This window comes from Pararhizobium sp. P1_E7, assembly GCF_056405855.1.
The window spans coordinates 75312-94076 of sequence record NZ_JBFUBH010000013.1 but is presented as its reverse complement, the minus strand read 5'-3'; the positions used below and the strand labels follow the sequence as shown (position 1 = coordinate 94076).

16 protein-coding genes are annotated in these 18765 nt (G+C 61.0%); 9 read left to right on the top strand and 7 right to left on the bottom strand.

Going from position 1 to position 18765, the window contains the following annotated elements; genetic code table 11:
• Positions 1–33: 33 nt before the first annotated feature.
• The 5 genes from hpf to lptC all read right to left on the bottom strand — a co-directional run bounded on the left by hpf (position 34) and on the right by lptC (position 4943).
• Positions 34–609: a ribosome hibernation-promoting factor, HPF/YfiA family gene (gene hpf / locus AC1D17_RS15370; protein ID WP_477566254.1), complete on the bottom strand. Its 576-nt coding sequence runs from the start codon at positions 607–609 to the stop codon at positions 34–36.
• 288 nt (positions 610–897) lie between these two features.
• The gene (rpoN, locus tag AC1D17_RS15365; protein ID WP_477566258.1) at positions 898–2424 is read right to left on the bottom strand and encodes an RNA polymerase factor sigma-54; all 1527 of its coding nucleotides are present in this window, start codon (positions 2422–2424) and stop codon (positions 898–900) included.
• A 451-nt stretch (positions 2425–2875) separates the two neighbouring features.
• Positions 2876–3685, bottom strand: a complete 810-nt coding sequence (gene lptB, locus AC1D17_RS15360) for an LPS export ABC transporter ATP-binding protein (RefSeq protein WP_477566253.1) — start codon at positions 3683–3685, stop codon at positions 2876–2878.
• Positions 3686–3698: 13 nt separating this feature from the next.
• Complete coding sequence (locus AC1D17_RS15355) at positions 3699–4259, bottom strand: LptA/OstA family protein (RefSeq protein ID WP_477566252.1); 561 nt, start codon at positions 4257–4259, stop codon at positions 3699–3701.
• A 15-nt stretch (positions 4260–4274) separates the two neighbouring features.
• Positions 4275–4943 carry an LPS export ABC transporter periplasmic protein LptC gene (gene lptC, locus AC1D17_RS15350; protein ID WP_477566251.1) on the bottom strand — a complete coding sequence of 223 codons (669 nt, stop codon included), beginning with the start codon at positions 4941–4943 and terminating at the stop codon, positions 4275–4277.
• A gap of 226 nt (positions 4944–5169) precedes the next feature.
• On the opposite strand from lptC, the gene sppA reads away from it, so the two are divergent.
• From sppA to AC1D17_RS15335, 3 genes are all read left to right on the top strand, one after another.
• Positions 5170–6129, top strand: coding sequence for a signal peptide peptidase SppA (gene sppA / locus AC1D17_RS15345; RefSeq protein ID WP_477566250.1), 960 nt, complete (start codon positions 5170–5172; stop codon positions 6127–6129).
• A gap of 136 nt (positions 6130–6265) precedes the next feature.
• On the top strand, positions 6266–6568 hold the full coding sequence (locus AC1D17_RS15340; protein WP_037104485.1) for an integration host factor subunit beta: 303 nt from the start codon (positions 6266–6268) through the stop codon (positions 6566–6568).
• A gap of 56 nt (positions 6569–6624) precedes the next feature.
• Positions 6625–6969, top strand: a complete 345-nt coding sequence (locus AC1D17_RS15335) for a DUF1049 domain-containing protein (RefSeq protein ID WP_477566257.1) — start codon at positions 6625–6627, stop codon at positions 6967–6969.
• A gap of 6 nt (positions 6970–6975) precedes the next feature.
• Here the strand turns inward: AC1D17_RS15335 and AC1D17_RS15330 are convergent, their stop codons facing one another.
• Positions 6976–7434 (bottom strand): SRPBCC family protein, encoded by a 459-nt coding sequence (locus AC1D17_RS15330; RefSeq protein WP_477566249.1) that lies wholly within the window; start codon positions 7432–7434, stop codon positions 6976–6978.
• Between the two features lie 292 nt (positions 7435–7726).
• On the opposite strand from AC1D17_RS15330, the gene AC1D17_RS15325 reads away from it, so the two are divergent.
• The 5 genes from AC1D17_RS15325 to olsB all read left to right on the top strand — a co-directional run bounded on the left by AC1D17_RS15325 (position 7727) and on the right by olsB (position 13406).
• Positions 7727–8713 (top strand): class I SAM-dependent methyltransferase, encoded by a 987-nt coding sequence (locus tag AC1D17_RS15325; RefSeq protein WP_477566256.1) that lies wholly within the window; start codon positions 7727–7729, stop codon positions 8711–8713.
• Complete coding sequence (locus AC1D17_RS15320; protein WP_477566248.1) at positions 8710–9570, top strand: TrmH family RNA methyltransferase; 861 nt, start codon at positions 8710–8712, stop codon at positions 9568–9570. Before AC1D17_RS15325 ends, AC1D17_RS15320 begins: the two co-directional genes overlap by 4 nt.
• A complete protein-coding gene (gene lspA, locus AC1D17_RS15315; protein ID WP_477566247.1) occupies positions 9570–10058 on the top strand; it encodes a signal peptidase II in 489 nt (162 codons plus the stop codon). Before AC1D17_RS15320 ends, lspA begins: the two co-directional genes overlap by 1 nt.
• A 56-nt stretch (positions 10059–10114) precedes the next feature.
• The gene (locus tag AC1D17_RS15310; RefSeq protein ID WP_477566246.1) at positions 10115–12433 is read left to right on the top strand and encodes a PAS domain-containing hybrid sensor histidine kinase/response regulator; all 2319 of its coding nucleotides are present in this window, start codon (positions 10115–10117) and stop codon (positions 12431–12433) included.
• A 94-nt stretch (positions 12434–12527) separates the two neighbouring features.
• Positions 12528–13406, top strand: a complete 879-nt coding sequence (olsB, locus tag AC1D17_RS15305; RefSeq protein WP_477566245.1) for a l-ornithine N(alpha)-acyltransferase — start codon at positions 12528–12530, stop codon at positions 13404–13406.
• 175 nt (positions 13407–13581) lie between these two features.
• Here the strand turns inward: olsB and AC1D17_RS15300 are convergent, their stop codons facing one another.
• Positions 13582–15867, bottom strand: a complete 2286-nt coding sequence (locus tag AC1D17_RS15300; RefSeq protein WP_477566244.1) for an NADP-dependent malic enzyme — start codon at positions 15865–15867, stop codon at positions 13582–13584.
• Positions 15868–15969: 102 nt separating this feature from the next.
• On the opposite strand from AC1D17_RS15300, the gene mutS reads away from it, so the two are divergent.
• Positions 15970–18714, top strand: coding sequence for a DNA mismatch repair protein MutS (gene mutS / locus AC1D17_RS15295; RefSeq protein ID WP_477566243.1), 2745 nt, complete (start codon positions 15970–15972; stop codon positions 18712–18714).
• Positions 18715–18765: the final 51 nt, after the last annotated feature.

Below are 18765 nucleotides of genomic sequence, written 5' to 3'. Positions count from 1 at the left end.
AATGCCGGCAAGCCGGCATTCGAGCGGATCCACTCAACCCTTGATATTGGCTGCATCAATCCAGCCAATGTTTCCATCATTGCGTCGATAGACGATATTCAACTGTTCATTGCCAGGACTACGGAACATCAGAACGGGATCATCCGTCATGTCGAGCGCCATCACGGCGTTTGCGACTGACATCGTCTTCAGTTGTTTTGAGCTTTCCGCAACGATCGTCGGTGCATAATTGTCCGGAAGCTCATCGTCTTCGTCGGGCACCGAATCCATTACGGTGTAGGCTACTTCAGCAAATCCAGTATGGCCATTGCCATTGTGGTGGTCCTTGAGCTTCCGCTTGTAACGGCGGATGCGCTTGGCAATCCGCTCTGACGCTGCGTCAAATGCGGCTTGCGGGTCGTTCGCTTCGCCACTTGCCTGCAAGGCCGCACCAGAATCGAGGTGTATCTTGCAGTCCGCKCTGAAACGGGAACCAGACTTTTCCACAGTGACCTGGCTTGAATATCCTCCGTCAAAATATTTGGTTACGGCTTGTTCGATCTGGTCTTCGATCCGCAGACGAAACGTTTCGCCGATTTCCATATGTTTACCGGATACACGCACACTCATGGAGTTTCCTCTCTTTTCGTGATTTGCGCAGCCAGTCTATTCCAACCGCATCCGTCATCCAAGCATTTCACGCACGCAAAAGAATTTTGCGTCAGAACGGTCTGGATTTGGAGGGATATGCTTACGGCAGGCTTTATGCCCATTGCGGCCGCCTCATACTACCGGTTGTTGCGAGAGTCAACGAAACAGTTAAGAAGCCCGAAATATGAGGCCGAAAGTCCATTGATTGCTGGGATATCGGGGATAAGCGGCGACCGTTCACGCGGTTGTGGTCGATCGCTCATGTCGTCAGGCGGAGACCTTGGCCATCGCCTTTTTCTCTCTTCGGCGCTGAACGGAGGAAGGGATGTTCATTGCTTCGCGATACTTCGCTACCGTCCGTCGGGCGATGTCGACGCCCCCCTTCTTCAGGATATCGACGATATCGTCATCTGACAGGACGGCGTCCGGGCTTTCCAGCACGATCATGTTGCGGATGCGGTGGCGCACGGATTCCGCCGAATGCCCGTCGCCGCCTTCTGCCGATCCGATGGAGACCGTGAAGAAATACTTTAGCTCGAACAGTCCGCGCGGCGTCAGCATGTATTTGTTCGAGGTGACGCGGCTGACGGTCGATTCATGCATCTTGATGGCATCGGCGACGGTCTTCAGGTTGAGCGGCCGCAGGTGATCGACGCCGTTGACGAGGAAGGCATCCTGCTGGCGGACGATCTCGGTCGCCACCTTCATGATCGTCTTGGCGCGCTGGTCGAGGCTGCGGGTCAGCCAGTTGGCGGTTTGCAGACATTCGGTCAGGAAGGCATGGTCGGCGCTGTTCTTCGGCGCGTGACGGGAGACAGTCGCATAGTAGGTCTGGTTGACGAGAACGCGCGGCAACGTGTCGGGATTGAGTTCCACCGCCCAGCTGCCGTCCTGCGCCGGGCGCACGACGATATCCGGAACGATCGCCTCCGAAGGACTCGCCTCGAACCCGGTGCCGGGCTTCGGGTCGAGCTTGCGGATTTCCGCGAGCATGTCGATAAGGTCCTCCTCGTCGACGCCGCAGAGCCGTTTCAGGCTGGCAAAGTCACGCCGGGCAAGCAGTTCCAGATTGTCGAGGAGTGCCGCCATGGCCGGGTCGAGCCGGTCGCGCGCGCGCAGCTGGATGGCCAGGCATTCGCTGAGCGTGCGGGCAAAGACGCCGGGCGGGTCGAGCTGCTGCAGGCTGTCCAGCACCCGCGCCACATCCACCGTCGCACAGCCCAGCCGTTCGGCCATCTCCGTGATATCGGCATGCAGGTAACCGGCTTCGTCGAGCTGGTCGATCAGGTGCTGGGCGATCAACAGATCGGCAGCGCCATGCACGCTGAACGGAACCTGTTCGTTGAGGAAATCGCGCAGCGTCACGCGGTTGGCAACGAAATCATCAAGGTCGTAGCCGTCGCTGCTCTCGCCTTCGCCGCCACCCGGCATGGATTTCCACTGGCTGAGCAATTCGGGCGCGTCGGCGCGCTGCGGCGCGGTGTCGTCGGGAAAGACATTCTCGAAATTGGCATCGAGCTGTTCGCTCATGCGTTCGCCGGTCGCAGACGTCGTGCTGTCGTAGACGTCGCCCAGCGGATCGAATGCAGAGCCTTCGGCACTGTCGCGGTCGCTGCGTTCATCCGGCGTGATATGGAGGTCGTCCTTGCCGTGCCGGTCCGTGCCGATGGGCGCGTCGTCGTTGGGAGCGAATTCCAGGAGAGGGTTTTTCTCGACTTCCAGCTCGATGAACTGGTTCAGCTCAAAATGCGTCATCTGCAGCAGCTGGATCGACTGCATCAGTTGCGGCGTCATGGCCAGGGTCTGGCTTTGACGCAAAAAGAGGCTGGCTGAAAGTGCCATTCGGACGCGAAACTCCCCTCAATTCTCCGAGCCGGTCCTCATCTTTCCAAGGGGTGAAAGTACCAGTTCTTCAACTGGCCCAAAAATTGCTTATTAATGGGGTTTGGTCAAGCGAAAGTGGAAAATAAGATGAATATCGGCAGCGCCGGCGATTTTTGATGCAATCGGCGTCAAAATGCACAAAACAGCCCAATACGGCTGTTGTCGGCCTCGTTTGCAATTGGAGCGGCTCTATCGAAAGCAGGAACATCCAATGTCGCCGAAAGAATGTTGCGCTGCAGCATTCTTGCTCGCATAAAAAATTGCGTAAATCCGGCGCCCGGTCAAGAGACCTGTTCCAAAAGCGGCAGGTTTTTGCCTGCCGCCGCTGTTGCCATTTACCACATCGATAAACGACTGAGCCTCACAGGCTGAAATTGTCGCCGAGATAAAGGCGGCGGACGTCCGGGTTGGTGACGATGTCGTTGGCCCGCCCATGCGTCAGGACTTCACCGGCATGGATGATATAGGCACGGTCGATCAGGCCCAGCGTCTCGCGGACATTATGGTCGGTGATCAGGACGCCGATGCCGCGCGAGGTCAGGTGCCGCACCAGCGCCTGGATGTCGGCCACCGAAATCGGATCGACGCCGGCGAAGGGTTCGTCGAGCAGCATGAAGGTCGGATCGGTCGCCAGCGCCCGGGCAATTTCGAGGCGCCGCCGCTCGCCGCCTGATAGGGCAACCGCGGGCGATTTGCGCAGATGGGAAATGTTGAACTCGTTGAGGAGTTCGTTGAGCTTGCTTTCGCGCCGCTCGCGGTTCTTGTCGTGCACCTCGAGGACCGCGCGAATATTGTCCTCGACGGTCAGGCCGCGAAAGATCGAAGCTTCCTGCGGCAGGTAGCCGACGCCGAGGCGGGCGCGGCGATACATCGGCATCGACGTGACATCGTTGCCGTTGATCTCGATCGAGCCTTCATCGACCGGCACGAGGCCGGTGATCATGTAGAAGCAGGTGGTCTTGCCAGCGCCGTTGGGGCCGAGCAGGCCGACAGCCTCGCCGCGGCGCACGACCAGCGACACGCCGTCCACAACCCGGCGCCCGCGATAGGCTTTCGTCAAGCCGCGGGCGATCAGCGTGCCTTCATAGCGCGCCTTATCGACGGCGCGGGCAGGCGCGACCGCATCAGGCTTGCCGCCCCGTTTGCGTTTGTGAAGAAAGGGAATGTTCACGTCGGCGTCTGCATCAGTTCGTTTTCTGGGACTTCGGGTCGAGCTGAATCTGGACGCGGCCGCCGCAGGCCTCCAGCTGTGCCTCGCCGGTGTCCATCTGGACGTTCAGCTGGCAGCCGCTAAAGACGTTCTTGCCTTCCGACAGAACGACCTGCTTGCCCTTCAGCACCAGGGTCTGTGCGGTCATGTTGAATTCGCCGGTATCGGCGGTCGCCTGCTGCGTGCCGGATTGCAGGAACACCTTCTGGGTCACTTCGATGCGATCGATCTCGGCATTGCCGCCGGAAATCGAACCGCCGCCCTTCTTGTAGAAAACCACCATTTTGCCGGCCTGCAGCGTCGTCGTTCCCTGAACGACCTTGACGTTGCCGTCGAACATGGCCTTGCTTTCCGCATCCTTGATTTCCAGCTTGTCGCTCTCGATCTGGATCGGCTGGTCATTGGAAAGCTGCATGCCCTTCATCTTGCTCGTCGTCGCCTGGGCGGCGGCGGGAGAGACAGTGGCGCTGGCAAAAAGGCTCAAGAGAATGAATGTTCCGGCAAGCCGAAAGGAAAAGGCTGAAGTGGCCGACATATGTGCCCCGGTTTTCTAGTTGGCGGTTTTACGGATGGTTTTGGGGTCGACGACGACCTTCACCATGCCTTCAAATGTAACAATGCGTCCCTTATCCGTCATTCTCAGCGACTGTGCAACAATGGAACCGCCGTTCATGGTGATTGCAATCGGCTTCTTGGTTTCCATCTCGCCGGCATTGATGTCGAGATAGGCAGCTTCGAAATCGGCGATAAGCCCATTGTTCATGGTGATGCTGAAAGGGGCGTTCATATCCAGCGTATTGCGTCCGCGGTCATAAATGCCGCTGGTGGCTTCGACAGTGGCGATCAGCGTGTCGTTGACGGGCATTTCCGCATGGATCGTCTCAAGGGTGATAATGTCCGGATTGGCGATGTCCTGCAGCGCCCGCACTGCTTTCATCGAATAGCTGATGTCCTGCTTGTTGCGTCCGGAAATCGCCGGGTTCTGCATGACGATCTTGCCGTTCTCGATCGTCGCGTTCTCGATCTGCAGGTTTTCCGGCAGAAAGGCGCGCACCACGGAAACGGCAACGAAAATGGCGCCGATCAGCGCCGCGATCAGGGGCAGTATGATTTTCAGCCGCCTGACCCACCGCGAATGGCGCGCAGCCACGGTATAGGCGTCGGCGAGGACCGGCCCTGAATGCGGCAGGGCGCCGGAAAACTGCAGGTCATTCAGCATGAAATAGATCCGTTATCCAAAATACATCGCGGCGCAAAAGCGCGTATGCCATGCCTGCCAAGCGATGTGAATGACGGCGAATATGGAGATTTTTTTGTTCCACGACAATGGAGGCGCGAATTTTGTTCAAGCTAGGTTACAACATGGCCGCGCTGCGGCTATTGAAATCGTGTGTTTCTTGTAAGGGACGATGTCTTCCCTATGGCCTTGAAGAGGAGAAAAGATCATGGATCAGCTTGCCATCGCCGACCGGCGCCAGCTTCGGCGGAAACTCGGTTTCTGGCGGCTTATGTCCATTGCCCTCGTGCTCTGCGCCGGCGTCGCCGCCTACTTCTATTCCGATGCGGGCAAAATGGCCGGGCTCAGCAAGCCGCATATCGCCCGCGTCAACATTTCCGGCATCATCCAGGATGATCGCGAACTGCTGGAGAGGCTGAACACCATCGCCGAAACCGACGCGGTCAAGGCCTTGGTCGTCACCATTTCCTCGCCGGGCGGAACGACCTATGGCGGCGAAGTGCTGTTCAAGGCCATCCGCAAGGTCGCGGCGAAGAAGCCGGTCGTCTCCGATGTCCGCACGCTGGCTGCCTCGGCCGGCTACATGATCGCGCTTGCCGGCGACCGCATCGTGGCGGGCGACACCTCGATCACCGGTTCGATCGGCGTTATCTTCCAGTATCCGCAGATCAAGACCCTGATGGACAAGATCGGCGTGTCGCTCGAGGAGATCAAGTCGGCGCCGCTGAAAGCCGAGCCGTCACCGTTCCATCCGCCGAGCGACGATGCCAAGGTGGTGATCCAGGCGATGATCGACGACAGCTTCGACTGGTTCGTCGACCTCGTCGCCGATCGCCGCAAGCTGCCGCGCCAAGAGGCCTTGCAGCTTGCCGACGGACGCATCTTCACCGGCCGTCAAGCGCTGAAGTTGAAGCTGGTCGATGAACTTGGTGGCGATGACGAGATCCGCGCCTTCCTCGACAGCCGCAAGGTCGGCAAGGGGGTGGACGTTATCGAGTGGAAAGCGCCCAGCTCATCGTTGCCGTTTGGGCTTGGATCGGCCGCCGCCGCCCTGGTCAAATCCTTGGGATATGACGCTTTTCCGTCTTTTGGCGCCCTTGAAAATCTGGGCCGGGACAAGTTGTTTCTTGACGGTCTGGTTTCCGTTTGGCAGGTTGGCGGCGATTGAAAAAAACCCGATGACCGCTTGCCTTCCGGATTTGCAGGCTTGAAAACGGCCAAGCATCCCGCACAAGAGGTGGACAAGCCAGTCCGATGGGCTTAACGCTTTAAGATCACAGATAAATTCACAAGAGGGGGCGACAGTGATCAAGTCAGAATTGGTGCAGATTGTAGCGGCTCGCAATCCGCATCTTTATCACCGTGACGTCGAAAATATCGTCAATGCGGTTCTCGATGAGATTACTGACGCTCTCGCTGGCGGAAATCGGGTCGAACTTCGTGGTTTCGGCGCGTTTTCGGTGAAAAACCGGCCCTCGCGTTCCGGCCGCAACCCGCGCACCGGCGACAGCGTGTTCGTTGAGGAAAAATGGGTTCCCTTCTTCAAGACCGGCAAGGAATTGCGCGAGCGCCTTAATCCTGGCGCCGACGACGAAGATGATGAATGAGCCGTCTGACCGGTGCTGATGGCGCCGTGCAGGCGGTATGACGGAGACGCGGAATGATGATGAAGAAGCTTTTGAAGATCGTGGTGCTGGTTCCGGTCGCCATCATTCTCATTGTGCTGTCGGTTGCCAACCGGCAGATGGTGACGCTGGCGTTCAATCCGTTCAATCCCACCGACAGCGTCCTATCGGCCTCGGCACCGTTCTTCGTCTTCCTGTTTCTCGCGGTGATCTTCGGCATGATCGTCGGCTCGCTGACCACGTGGTTCACGCAGGGCAAATACCGCAAGCGCGCCCGCAACGAAGCACATGAAGCGGTGAAGTGGCATGCGGAAGCCGAAAAGCACCGTAGCCGCGCCGAAACTATCGCCGCGCAGACGCTGCTTCCGGCCGCCTCCAAATAATCCCGTTCAGCTGTTTGCCGCCACCTGCGCCGAAACGGCCGCATTGAAGTCGGCAAAGAACTGCTGGGCAAGTTTCTTGGCGGTGGAGCCCACCAGCCGCGAGCCGAGCTGTGCCAGCTTGCCGCCGATCTCGGCCTTGGCCTCATAGACCAGAATGGTCTCGCCGCCGTCCTCGGTCAGCACGACATCGGCGCCGCCCTTGGCAAAGCCGGCAATGCCGCCCTTGCCCTCGCCGGAAATCGTATAGCTCTCCGGCGCGTTGATGTTCGACAGCACCACGTCGCCGGAAAAGGACGCCGAAACCGGGCCGATCTTGATCTTGACGCTGGCGGAAAGTTCGGTCGGCGATTTCAGCTCCAGAGACTGACAACCGGGAATGCACTGTCGTAAAATGTCGGGATCGTTCAACGCTGCCCAGACGGTTTCGCGGCGGGCAGCAATGCGTTCTTCACCCTGCATCTCCATGATGATCCTCCCTGATCATGTCTGTCCAAATGTATCGCAGATCGGAAACAGCTTTGCCAAGAGAAAGAGCGGTGCTATTTGCAGCCTTTGAACCACAGCAGCTGACGGACGAAACGGCGTGAAAGACAAAGATAGACGGCCAAAGGGCAAAGCCGCACCGGCAACGTCATCGCGCGGCGTGCAGGGCCGTGCCGTTCAGGCACCGGCCAGCCGGCCGCAGCATTCCAAGCCCCAGCAATCCAAACCTCAGGCGGTACGCAGCGGTGACGCCCGGCCCGCGGGCAAGGCTTTCGTGGAAAAGGCGTCGCCGAAGCCGGCCGCGTCCGACGCTGCGCCACGCGCCGAGGTTCGCATCCGCACCGGCGACAAGCCGGATGAGCGCATTCCGATCATTCTCGAGACCAAGGGCGCGCGCGACTATCACCTGATCGATAGCGGCGATGGCCTGAAGCTCGAACAATATGGCCCCTACCGGATCGTCCGTCCCGAGGCGCAGGCGCTCTGGCCGAAAACGCTGCCGTCGCATGTCTGGGACAATGCCGACTCGATTTTCACCGGCGATACCGACGAAGACGGCATGGGGCGCTGGCGCTTCCCGAAGCAGGCACTCGGCGAAACCTGGCCGATGCAGATCCTCGATGCCGAGTTCTACGGCCGTTTTACCGCGTTTCGCCATGTCGGCGTCTTTCCGGAACAGCTGGCCCACTGGAGCTGGATGAAGGAGCAGGTCGAGACGGCCGGCCGGCCGCTGAAGGTGCTCAACCTGTTCGGCTACACCGGCGTCGCCTCGCTGATCGCTGCAAAGGCAGGCGCCGAAGTCACCCATGTCGATGCCTCCAAGAAGGCAATCGGCTGGGCACGCGAAAACCAGGCGCTTGGACGCGCCGACCATCTGCCGATCCGCTGGATCTGCGAGGATGCGATGAAGTTCATCCAGCGCGAGGAGCGCCGCGGCAGCCGCTACGACATCATCCTCACCGATCCGCCGAAATTCGGACGCGGCCCCAATGGCGAGGTCTGGCAGCTCTTCGATCATCTCGCTTTGATGCTGGACATCTGCCGCGAAATCCTGTCGCCGGACGCCAGGGGGCTGGTGCTGACCGCCTATTCGATCCGCGCAAGCTTCTATTCCATCCACGAGCTGATGCGCGAGACGATGCGCGGACGCGGCGGCGCGGTGGAATCGGGCGAACTGATCCTGCGCGAAGGCGGGCTTGACGGCAATCAGCCCGGCCGCGCGCTTTCCACCTCTCTCTTCAGCCGTTGGGTGCCGAAATGAACGACTATCATCGCGATCAGGGTCCCCGGCGCGTCGGCCAGGTCAAGGAAGTTACCAGCCTTGCCAATCCGATCATCAAGGATATCAAGGCGCTCGCCAACAAGAAGGAGCGCGACGAAACCCGTTCCTTCATCGCCGAAGGCCTGAAGCTGGTCATCGATGCGCTGGATCTCGGCTGGACCATCAAGACGCTGGTCTACGCCAAGGCTGCCAAGGGCAAGACGCAGGTCGAGCAGGTCGCGTTGAAGACGGTCGCCACCGGCGGGCTGGTCCTCGAAGTCAGTGAGAAGGTGCTCTCCGCGATCACTCGCCGCGACAATCCGCAGATGGTCGTCGGTGTCTTCGAACAGCGCTACGCCCATCTGCGCGACGTGAAGCCGGTTGTCGGCGAAACCTATGTGGCGCTCGACCGTGTCCGCGATCCCGGCAATCTCGGCACCATCATCCGCACCGCCGACGCAGCGGGCGCTTCCGGCGTCATCCTTGTCGGCGAGACCACGGATCCGTTTTCGCTGGAAACGGTGCGCGCCACCATGGGCTCGGTGTTCGCGATGCCACTCATGCGCGCCAGTATTGCCGAGTTCGTCAAATGGCAGAAGGCCGCCGGCGTGCAACTCGCCGCCACCCATCTTGCCGGCGCCGTCGATTACCGGACCATCGACTACCGCAAGAAGCCTGTCGTGCTTCTGATGGGCAATGAGCAGGCCGGCCTGCCCGAGGAGCTTGCCAGGGAAGCAACCGCGCTCGCCCGCATCCCGCAGCAGGGCCGGGCCGATTCCCTCAATCTGGCGATCGCCACCGGCATCATGCTGTTCGAGGCACGCCGCCATCTGCTGACGCTGGACGACAGGACCTAATGGAAAAGACTGCCCTTTTTTCACGCCCGCTGCCGATTTTCGTTCTTGTCATTGTGGCCATGCTTCTCGATCAGGCGATCAAGCTGGCTGTCGAGACCTGGCTGCCGTTTCAGCAGGCCGTGCCGGTCATTCCGATGCTGGCGCTCTATCGCACCTACAATTACGGTGTCGCCTTCTCCATGCTGTCTGGGATGGAAGGCTGGTTCATTGTCGGCATGCGGTTGGTCGTGGTGGCCTTCGTCATCTGGTTGTGGCGCCGCACGCCGAATGACCGGTTTTTTGCGCATCTCGGTTATGCAATGATCATTGCGGGCGCACTCGGCAATCTCGTCGATCGGCTGCTTTTCGGCTACGTCATTGATTACGTGCTGTTCCACACGGCAACATGGTCCTTTGCGGTCTTCAACCTCGCCGACAGTTTCATCACGATCGGCGCCGGCTCGATCATCCTCGATGAACTCCTGCAGATGAAAAAGCGCGACGCTTAAAATTTTACGGACCGGCTGAAGCCAATCAAAACGCTTGCTATGCTAGGGCAGGTGTCATGAGCGACCTGCCAAACCTTAAAAAACGGATTACTGCCGAATTCAGCGCGCCGAAACGCACGCTGAACAGCAGGCGTGGGTCCGGTGCGCCCCCATCCGATGCGCCCTTGGCAGATGATCCGCATTTGCTGGAGCCGCAAGACGGTTCTAACGGGGCGAAAGAGCGTTATCCGGTGCTGAAACCGGCCTTGGCCGTCGCTGGTCTTCTGGGGTCCGCCGCCATTCTCGGTACCGGCATTCATGCCGGCCTCTACGTGCTCTCCGCAGGCCTTGCCCTTGCCGGCGTCACCGGTGCGGCCCTGCTGCTCAAGGACTGGTACCGGTCCAGCGTCAGTCCTGTCGCCGCCAAGGGGCGGGTTCGGGAAGAAACGGCCAGCGACACGCGCTGGGAGCGCAGCGAGACCTCGCAGCTTCTCTCCACCATCCATGATGCGCTCGGCGACATCGCCATCATCCGCGAGCCGGGCGGCAAGATCGTCCAGGCCAATTCGGTGTTCGGCAGGCTGGCCGGGTGTTCGAAGCCGGAAGGCAGGACCTGCGAGGCACTCGGGATCGAATTCGAACCGGCCCCCGGTCCCAATCACTATTGCGTTCGCATCGTCACCGATACCGGGACGAAAATATTCGACTGGCATGACGTGATCGCCCGCGAACCGGCAAGCGGCGCCTTCATGCTGCACAGCATCGCCCGCGACATCACCGAAGAAAGCCGGATCGCCCGCGAGAGCGAGGAGGCGCGCCGCCGTGCGGAGAATGCGAGCCGGGCGAAATCCCGGCTGCTGGCGACCGTCAGTCATGAAATCCGCACGCCGCTGTCAGGTATCCTCGGCATGAGCCACCTGATCGGCCAGACGCGGCTGACCAGCGAGCAGAAGAATTATCTCGCCGGCATGCGCCAGTCCGGCCATGCGCTGGTGCAACTGGTCGATGACCTTCTCGATTTCTCCTCGATCGAGGCCGGCCGGTTCCAGCTGCGCCCGGCGCCGGAACCCTTGCGGGAAACGATCGAAAGTGTCGTCGAGATGCTGTCGCATCGCGCCCATGAGAAGGGGATCGAGATCGGCGCCACCGTTGCGGCCGACGTCCCGGGCCTGATGGATTTCGACGCAGCGCGCCTGCGTCAGGTGCTGTTCAACGTCGTCGGCAATGCGGTCAAGTTTACCCATACCGGCGGTGTGCTCGTCAGCGCCTCTTTGGAACGCGAAACGGTCGTCATCCGCATCGATGACAGCGGCCCCGGGATGAACGCCAAGGAACAGGCACGGGTGTTCGACGAATTCGAGCAGGCCGGCGGCAGTGCCCAGCGCGCTCAAGGCGCCGGCCTCGGTCTCGCCATCTCGCGGCGTATCATGGAGGAATATGGCGGATCCCTGACGGTTTCCAGCGTTCCCGGCACAGGCAGCACGTTCGAAATCCGCTTTCCCGCCCTCGGCTGCGATCTTGCGATTGCCGCTCTTGCCAGAAAAAGCGTGCTCGGCGGTTCCCGGGTGCTGGTCATGGCTCCGGCCGGGCCTGCATCCACAGCGCTTTCTGCAACGATCAGGACGCTCGGCGGCTTCTGCGAATGCGCCGGAACAATCGAGAATGCGCAGGCCGTCGCCGTGCGGGCGCTGTCGAGCGGGGCGCCGCTGACCGACATCATCGTCGATCACCGTCATGCCCAACAGTTCCGCCGGCTCTTGGCGCTGATGCCGGGGCTTGAACAGCAGAAGCTGCGCAAGACGTATCTCGTCAATCCGGAAGAGCGCAATGGCCGGCCGATCAACCAGATGGATGGCTATCATGCCTGGCTTATCAGGCCGCTGCGGGAAAAATCGCTGGTCGAGGTTCTGCGCGGCCGCATGAAGGGAATGGAAGTGCGAGACGCGATCAACGACAACCGTCCGATGCTGCGCGATGTTCCCGCGCTACGGGACAAGCCGGCCGAGGGCGGCGTGCTTCTGGCTGAAGACGACCCGGTCAATGCCTTCATGGTGCGTTCCGTTCTGGAGCGGGCCGGTCACACCGTTCGCGTCGTTGCCGATTTCGAAGCGCTTGCTGCCACTCTGTTCGATGCGCCGGCTGGCGCCGGTATCGCGCCGGAACTGATCATCAGCGACCTCAACATGCCCGGCGGCGACGGGCTTTCCATGCTGCAACGCATCCGCCAGCACGAGCGTCAATCGGGCGGCCGGCCGGTCCCGGTCATCGTCCTGACCTCCGATACACAGCCCGGCACCCGCCAGAAGCTCCTGTTGGCCGGAGCAAGCGCTGTGTTGTCCAAGCCTGCCGATCCGAAAGTGCTGACCGCCGAGATCGATCGCTTGCTTACCCCATGATTTTGACGGTTTTCTTGTCGCCCCAATGTCACTATCCTGTCGCAGAAACATGGTTTAAGCCGGGTAGGATCATAGCGACTTAGGATGACGCGCGATGACAATCGAAACTCTGGATCTGGTTGTGGCGGTTGATCAGCCGCAGACCCGCGTCCGGGGCGTCAATGCCCCGGCGCACGACATACTCGGCCGTATCGGTAACCTTGAGACGCGCCTTGCCCGCAATGCCTCCGAGATCGATGCCGCGCAGGCCGTCCGCTACAAGGTCTTCGTCGAGGAGATGAAGGCACAGATTCCGATGGACGCCGATCGCCGCAAGCGTGACGCCGATGCCTGGGATCTGGTCTGCGATCACCTTTTGGTGCTCGACACCTCGATCGATGGCGATCCGGAAGATCAGATCGTTGGAACCTATCGCCTGCTCCGTCAGGATGTCGCCGTCCGCACCGGCGGTTTTTATTCGGCTTCGGAATTTTCCGTCGGATCGCTGCTGGAGCGTCATCCGGACAAGACGTTCATGGAGCTTGGCCGCTCCTGCGTCCTGCCGGAATACCGCACCAAGCGCACTGTAGAACTTTTGTGGCAGGGCAACTGGGCCTATGCGCTGAAATACGGCGTCGATGCCATGTTCGGCTGCGGCTCGTTTCCGGGCGTCATTCCCGAAGAGCACGCATTGGCGCTGTCCTTCCTGCATCACAACATGGTCGTGCGCGGCGAGTGGGACGTGTCAGCCCGCCCCGAGCTGTTCCGCACGATGGATCTGATGCCGGTCGAAGCCATCAACATGCGCAAGGCGCTGGCCGCTCTGCCGCCGCTGATCAAGGGATACATGCGTCTTGGCGCCATGGTCGGCAACGGTGCCGTGGTTGATCATGCTTTTCGCACCACCGACGTGCTGATCGTCTTGCCGATCACCAATATCTCCGGCCGCTACCTGAATTATTACGGCGCCGACGCCGGCCGTTTCGCGAGCTGACGCGCTGCCGCCCAGCGGCTTGGAATGCAGTTTACATGCAAGTGAATGTTTTTGATCAGGCTTCTGGTACTGCGTAACACGTATTCGGCTCTATAGTGATCAAGGTCGGCATATCGCATAAAGCAGCCCGCCTCGGGTTTCCCGGGCGGGCTGTTTGCGTTTCAGAAGCGGTGGCCTAGCTGTTGGCGCTATGGGCTGCGAGGGCCGCCATGTTGACGATATCGGAATCCTTGGCGGACATGGAGACGATCTGCACCGATTTGTCGAGGCCGACGAGCAGCGGGCCGATCACCGTCGAGCCGCCCAGTTCCTGAAGCATCTTTGTCGAGATCGATGCCGAGTGGAATGCCGGCATGACCAGAACATTGGCCGGTCCCGACAGGCGGCAGAACGGATACTGCTCCATCACCTTGGCATTCAGCGCCACATCGGCAGCCATCTCGCCGTCATACTCGAAATCGACCCTGCGCTTGTCGAGGATCTTGACTGCCTCGCGCACCCGCTCGGAGCGTTCGCCGGAAGGATGGCCGAAGGTGGAATAGGCCAGAAGCGCCACGCGCGGCACATAGCCGAGCCTGCGGGCAAGGTCTGCTGCTTCCTCGGCGATATCGGCCAGTTCTTCCGAAGACGGCATGTCGTGAACCGCTGTGTCGGCAACCAGCACCGTGCGGCCACGGCAAAGCGCCAGCGAGACGCCGATGACCCGGTGGCCGGGCTTCGGGTCGATGCAGCGGCGCACGTCGTCGAGCGCGGTGGAATAGTTGCGGGTGATGCCCGTCACCATGCCATCGGCGTCGCCGAGCGCCACCATGCAGGCGGCGAAATGATTGCGGTCGTTGTTGATCAGCCGCTGCGCATCGCGGAACAGGTAGCCCTTCCGCTGCAGCCGGGCATAGAGATAGTCGGTATAGGCACCGGTGCGCTTGGAAATGCGGGCATTGACGATCTGGATGCCAGGGCGATCGAGATCGATGCCCTCACGCTCGGCCGTCTGGCGCATCCGGTCCTCGTGGCCAAGAAGCATGGCCGTGCCGAGTTCCTGATTGGCATAGGAAAGCGCCGAGCGCATCATCTGCACCTCTTCGCCTTCAGCAAAAACGATGCGCTTCGGCTGGCGGCGGACGCGCTCATAGATGCGCTGCAGCGTCGAGGCGATCGGGTCACGCCGGGCGGACAGCTGCCGGCCATAGGCGGCAAGATCCGGGATCTTCTTGCGGGCGACGCCGCTCTCCATCGCAGCCTTGGCGACCGCGACCGGGATGGCCGAGATCAGCCGCGGGTCGAAGGGTACGGGAATGATGTATTGCGGACCGAAGCGCGGCCGGTTGCCCTGGTAGGCGGCGGCGACGTCATCCGGCACGTCTTCCTTGGCAAGGCTTGCCAGCGCCTGCGCTGCGGCGATCTTCATTTCCTCGTTGATCGTCGAGGCGTGCACGTCGAGTGCGCCACGGAACATGTAGGGAAAGCACAGCACATTGTTGACTTGGTTCGGATAGTCGGATCGGCCGGTGGCCATGATCGCGTCGTCGCGAATGGTAGAGACCTCCTCCGGTGTGATTTCCGGATCGGGATTGGCCATGGCGAAGATGATCGGCCTTTCCGCCATGGAGCGGATCATCGCCTCGGAGAAGGCACCCTTTTGCGATAGGCCGAGCACCACATCCGCGCCGTCCATTGCGTCTTCGAGAGTACGCCGGTCGGTCTTGACCGCATGCGCGGACTTCCATTGGTTCATGCCTTCGGTGCGGCCCTGATAGATGACGCCCTTGGTGTCGCACATGATGATGTTTTCGGGCGCAAAACCCATCGACTTGATGAGCTCGACGCAGGCAATGGCTGCCGCGCCTGCGCCATTGCAGACCAGCCGTGTGGTCTTGAGATCGCGGCCCGTCAGCTGTAGCGCGTTGATCAGGCCTGCGGTTGCGATGATCGCCGTGCCGTGCTGGTCGTCATGGAAGACGGGGATATCCATGATCTCGCGCAGTTTCTGCTCGATGATGAAGCATTCCGGCGCCTTGATGTCCTCCAGATTGATACCCCCGAACGAGGGGCCGAGGAACCGCACGCAATTGATGAATTCATCGGCGTCTTCCGTATCGACTTCGAGGTCGATCGAATCAACGTCGGCGAAGCGCTTGAACAGGACCGACTTTCCTTCCATCACCGGCTTTGAGGCTAGCGCGCCGAGATTTCCGAGGCCGAGAATGGCGGTGCCGTTGGAAATGACAGCCACCATGTTGCCGCGCGTCGTGTAGTCGTAGGCGGTCGCCGGATCCGCGGCGATCGCCTTGACCGGAACGGCGACGCCCGGCGAATAGGCAAGCGACAGGTCGCGCTGCGTGGCCATCGGCTTGGTTGGGGAAATCTCGAGCTTGCCGGGTCTGCCCTGGGAGTGGAAGTCGAGTGCTTCCTGGTCCGTCACGCTGGTCACGTTGCGGCTGGTCTTGTCGTTTGTGGGCATTGGTCCTCCAAGCTTTTGTGGGCGACGGCTCTCCTCAGCCGCTTTGTTGTTGTCTTCTATAAACGCGCATGGATAGTGTGGCACCACTTTTTTAGGAACAGCATGACTTTTGTGACCCAGCCAATCACCCGCAACCCCGAGGTTCTCACCGCCGTTCAACTGGCGACGGAGGAAAGCCGCGCCACCGCCACGCCGATGATGGAACAGTTCATCGAGATCAAGGCGAACAACCCGGATTCGCTGCTGTTCTATCGGATGGGCGATTTCTACGAGCTGTTCTTCCAGGACGCCGTCGAAGCGTCGCGGGCACTGGGCATTACGCTGACGAAGCGCGGCCAGCATCTCGGCCAGGACATCCCGATGTGCGGCGTGCCGGTCCATGCGGCCGACGATTATCTGCAGAAGCTGATCGGGCTGGGTTTCCGGGTCGCCGTCTGCGAACAGGTCGAAGACCCGGCGGAAGCCAAGAAGCGCGGCGGAAAATCGGTGGTGAAGCGCGATGTCGTGCGCCTCGTCACCCCCGGTACGATCACCGAGGACAAGCTGCTCTCGCCATCGGAATCGAACTATTTGATGGCGCTTGCCCGCATTCGCGGCGGCGCTGAGCCCGCCATCGCGCTTGCCTGGATCGATATTTCCACCGGCGTCTTCCGGTTGGCCGAAACCACGGAAGCACGGCTGCTGGCCGACATCCTGCGCATCGAGCCGCGTGAACTGATCCTTGCCGATACCGTCTTCCACGATCCGGAGATGCGTCCGGTCATCGACGTTCTCGGCCGCGTCGCGGTTCCGCAGCCGGCGGTGCTGTTTGACAGTGCCACGGCGGAAAACCGCGTCACCCGGTATTATGACGTCAAGACGCTCGACGGCTTCGGCAGTTTCTCACGCGCTGAACTCGCAGCCGCGTCGGCTGCGATCTCCTATGTCGAAAAGACCCAGTTCGCCGAACGTCCGCCTCTGGGCGCACCGGAACGCGAAAGTGCCGCCTCGACACTGTTCATCGACCCCGCCACCCGCGCCAATCTCGAACTGGTGAAAACGCAGTCCGGCGATCGCAACGGCACGCTGTTGAAGGCGCTCGATCGCACCGTGACGGGCGGCGGCGCCCGCCTGCTTGCAGAGCGGCTGATGTCGCCGCTGACCGAGCCTGGACGAATCAACGCCCGGCTTGATTCCATTACAGCGCTTGCCGACCAGCCGGCGTTCTGCAGCGACCTGCGGTCGGCGCTGAAACACGTGCCGGACATGCCGCGCGCCCTGTCGCGTTTGTCGCTCGGTCGCGGCGGTCCGCGTGACCTCGGCAGCATCCTTGCCGGCTGCCAGTCTGCGGTCGAGGTTGCCGGTCTGCTGGCGCGCGGCGATCTTTCCGAAGAATTGGGTGCAGCACTTCAAGCGGTCGGGGCGCTGCCGCAGGATATGGTCCAGCAACTGGCGGCCATTCTCGGTGACGAGCTGCCGCTTTTGAAACGCGACGGCGGTTTCCTGCGTGACGGCGCCAGTGCCGAACTCGACGAGATGCGTGCTCTGCGCGACCAGTCCCGCCGGGTGATCGCCGGCCTGCAGCTCGATTATGCCGAGGAGACCGGCATCAAGTCGCTGAAGATCAAGTACAACAACGTGCTTGGCTATTTCATCGAAGTCACCCAGGGCAATGCCGGACCGATGACCGATGGCCCGGAAGCGCGCGCGCGCTTCATCCACAGGCAGACCATGGCCAATGCCATGCGCTTCACCACGACGGAACTCTCCGATCTCGAAACCAAGATCGCCAACGCCGCCGACCGGGCACTGACGATCGAGCTCGAAGCCTTTGACCGGCTGTCGGCTATGGTCGTTGCCGAAGCCGAAGCGATCAAGGCGGCGGCGCTTGCGCTTGCGGTGATTGATGTTTCCGCCGGGCTTGCGACGCTTGCCGAGGAGCAGGCCTATTGCCGCCCGCTGGTCGATACGTCGAAGATGTTCGCTATCGAAGGCGGCCGCCACCCGGTCGTCGAGCAGGCACTGCGCCGTCAGTCCGGCGCTGCTTTTGTCGCCAATACCTGCGATCTGTCGCCGCATGACGGCGAGGGCGATGGGGCGATCTGGCTGCTGACCGGTCCCAATATGGGCGGTAAATCGACCTTTCTGCGCCAGAACGCGCTGATCGCCATCATGGCGCAGATGGGGGCCTTTGTGCCTGCAACGTCAGCCCATATCGGCATCGTCGACCGGCTGTTTTCCCGCGTCGGTGCGTCCGATGATCTGGCCCGTGGCCGCTCGACCTTCATGGTCGAGATGGTCGAGACGGCGGCGATCCTCAATCAGGCGACCGACCGTTCGCTCGTCATCCTCGACGAGATCGGCCGTGGCACCGCCACGTTCGACGGCCTGTCGATCGCCTGGGCCTCCGTCGAGCACCTGCACGAGGGGAACCGCTGCCGCGGATTGTTCGCCACGCATTTCCATGAATTGACGGTACTTTCCGAAAAACTTGGGCGGCTTTCGAACGCCACCATGCGGGTCAAGGAATGGCATGGCGACGTCATCTTCCTGCATGAAGTCGGCCCTGGTGCCGCCGATCGCTCCTACGGCATCCAGGTCGCCCGCCTTGCCGGACTGCCGGCATCCGTGGTCGCGCGCGCCAAGGATGTGCTGGCAAAGCTCGAGGATGCAGACCGGAAAAATCCGGCCAGCCAGCTGATCGACGATCTGCCGCTGTTCCAGGTCGCCATCCGTCGCGAGGAGCGTGTGAAGGCCGGTCCGTCGAAGGTGGAGGAGGCTTTGAAAAGCCTCAATCCCGATGATATGACCCCGCGTGAGGCAATGGACGCGCTTTATGCGCTGAAGAAGCAGCTTGGTAATTCTTGACCGCTACAGACCTGTCCATTCCCGGACAAAAGGTCTATAGCGCATGCATAG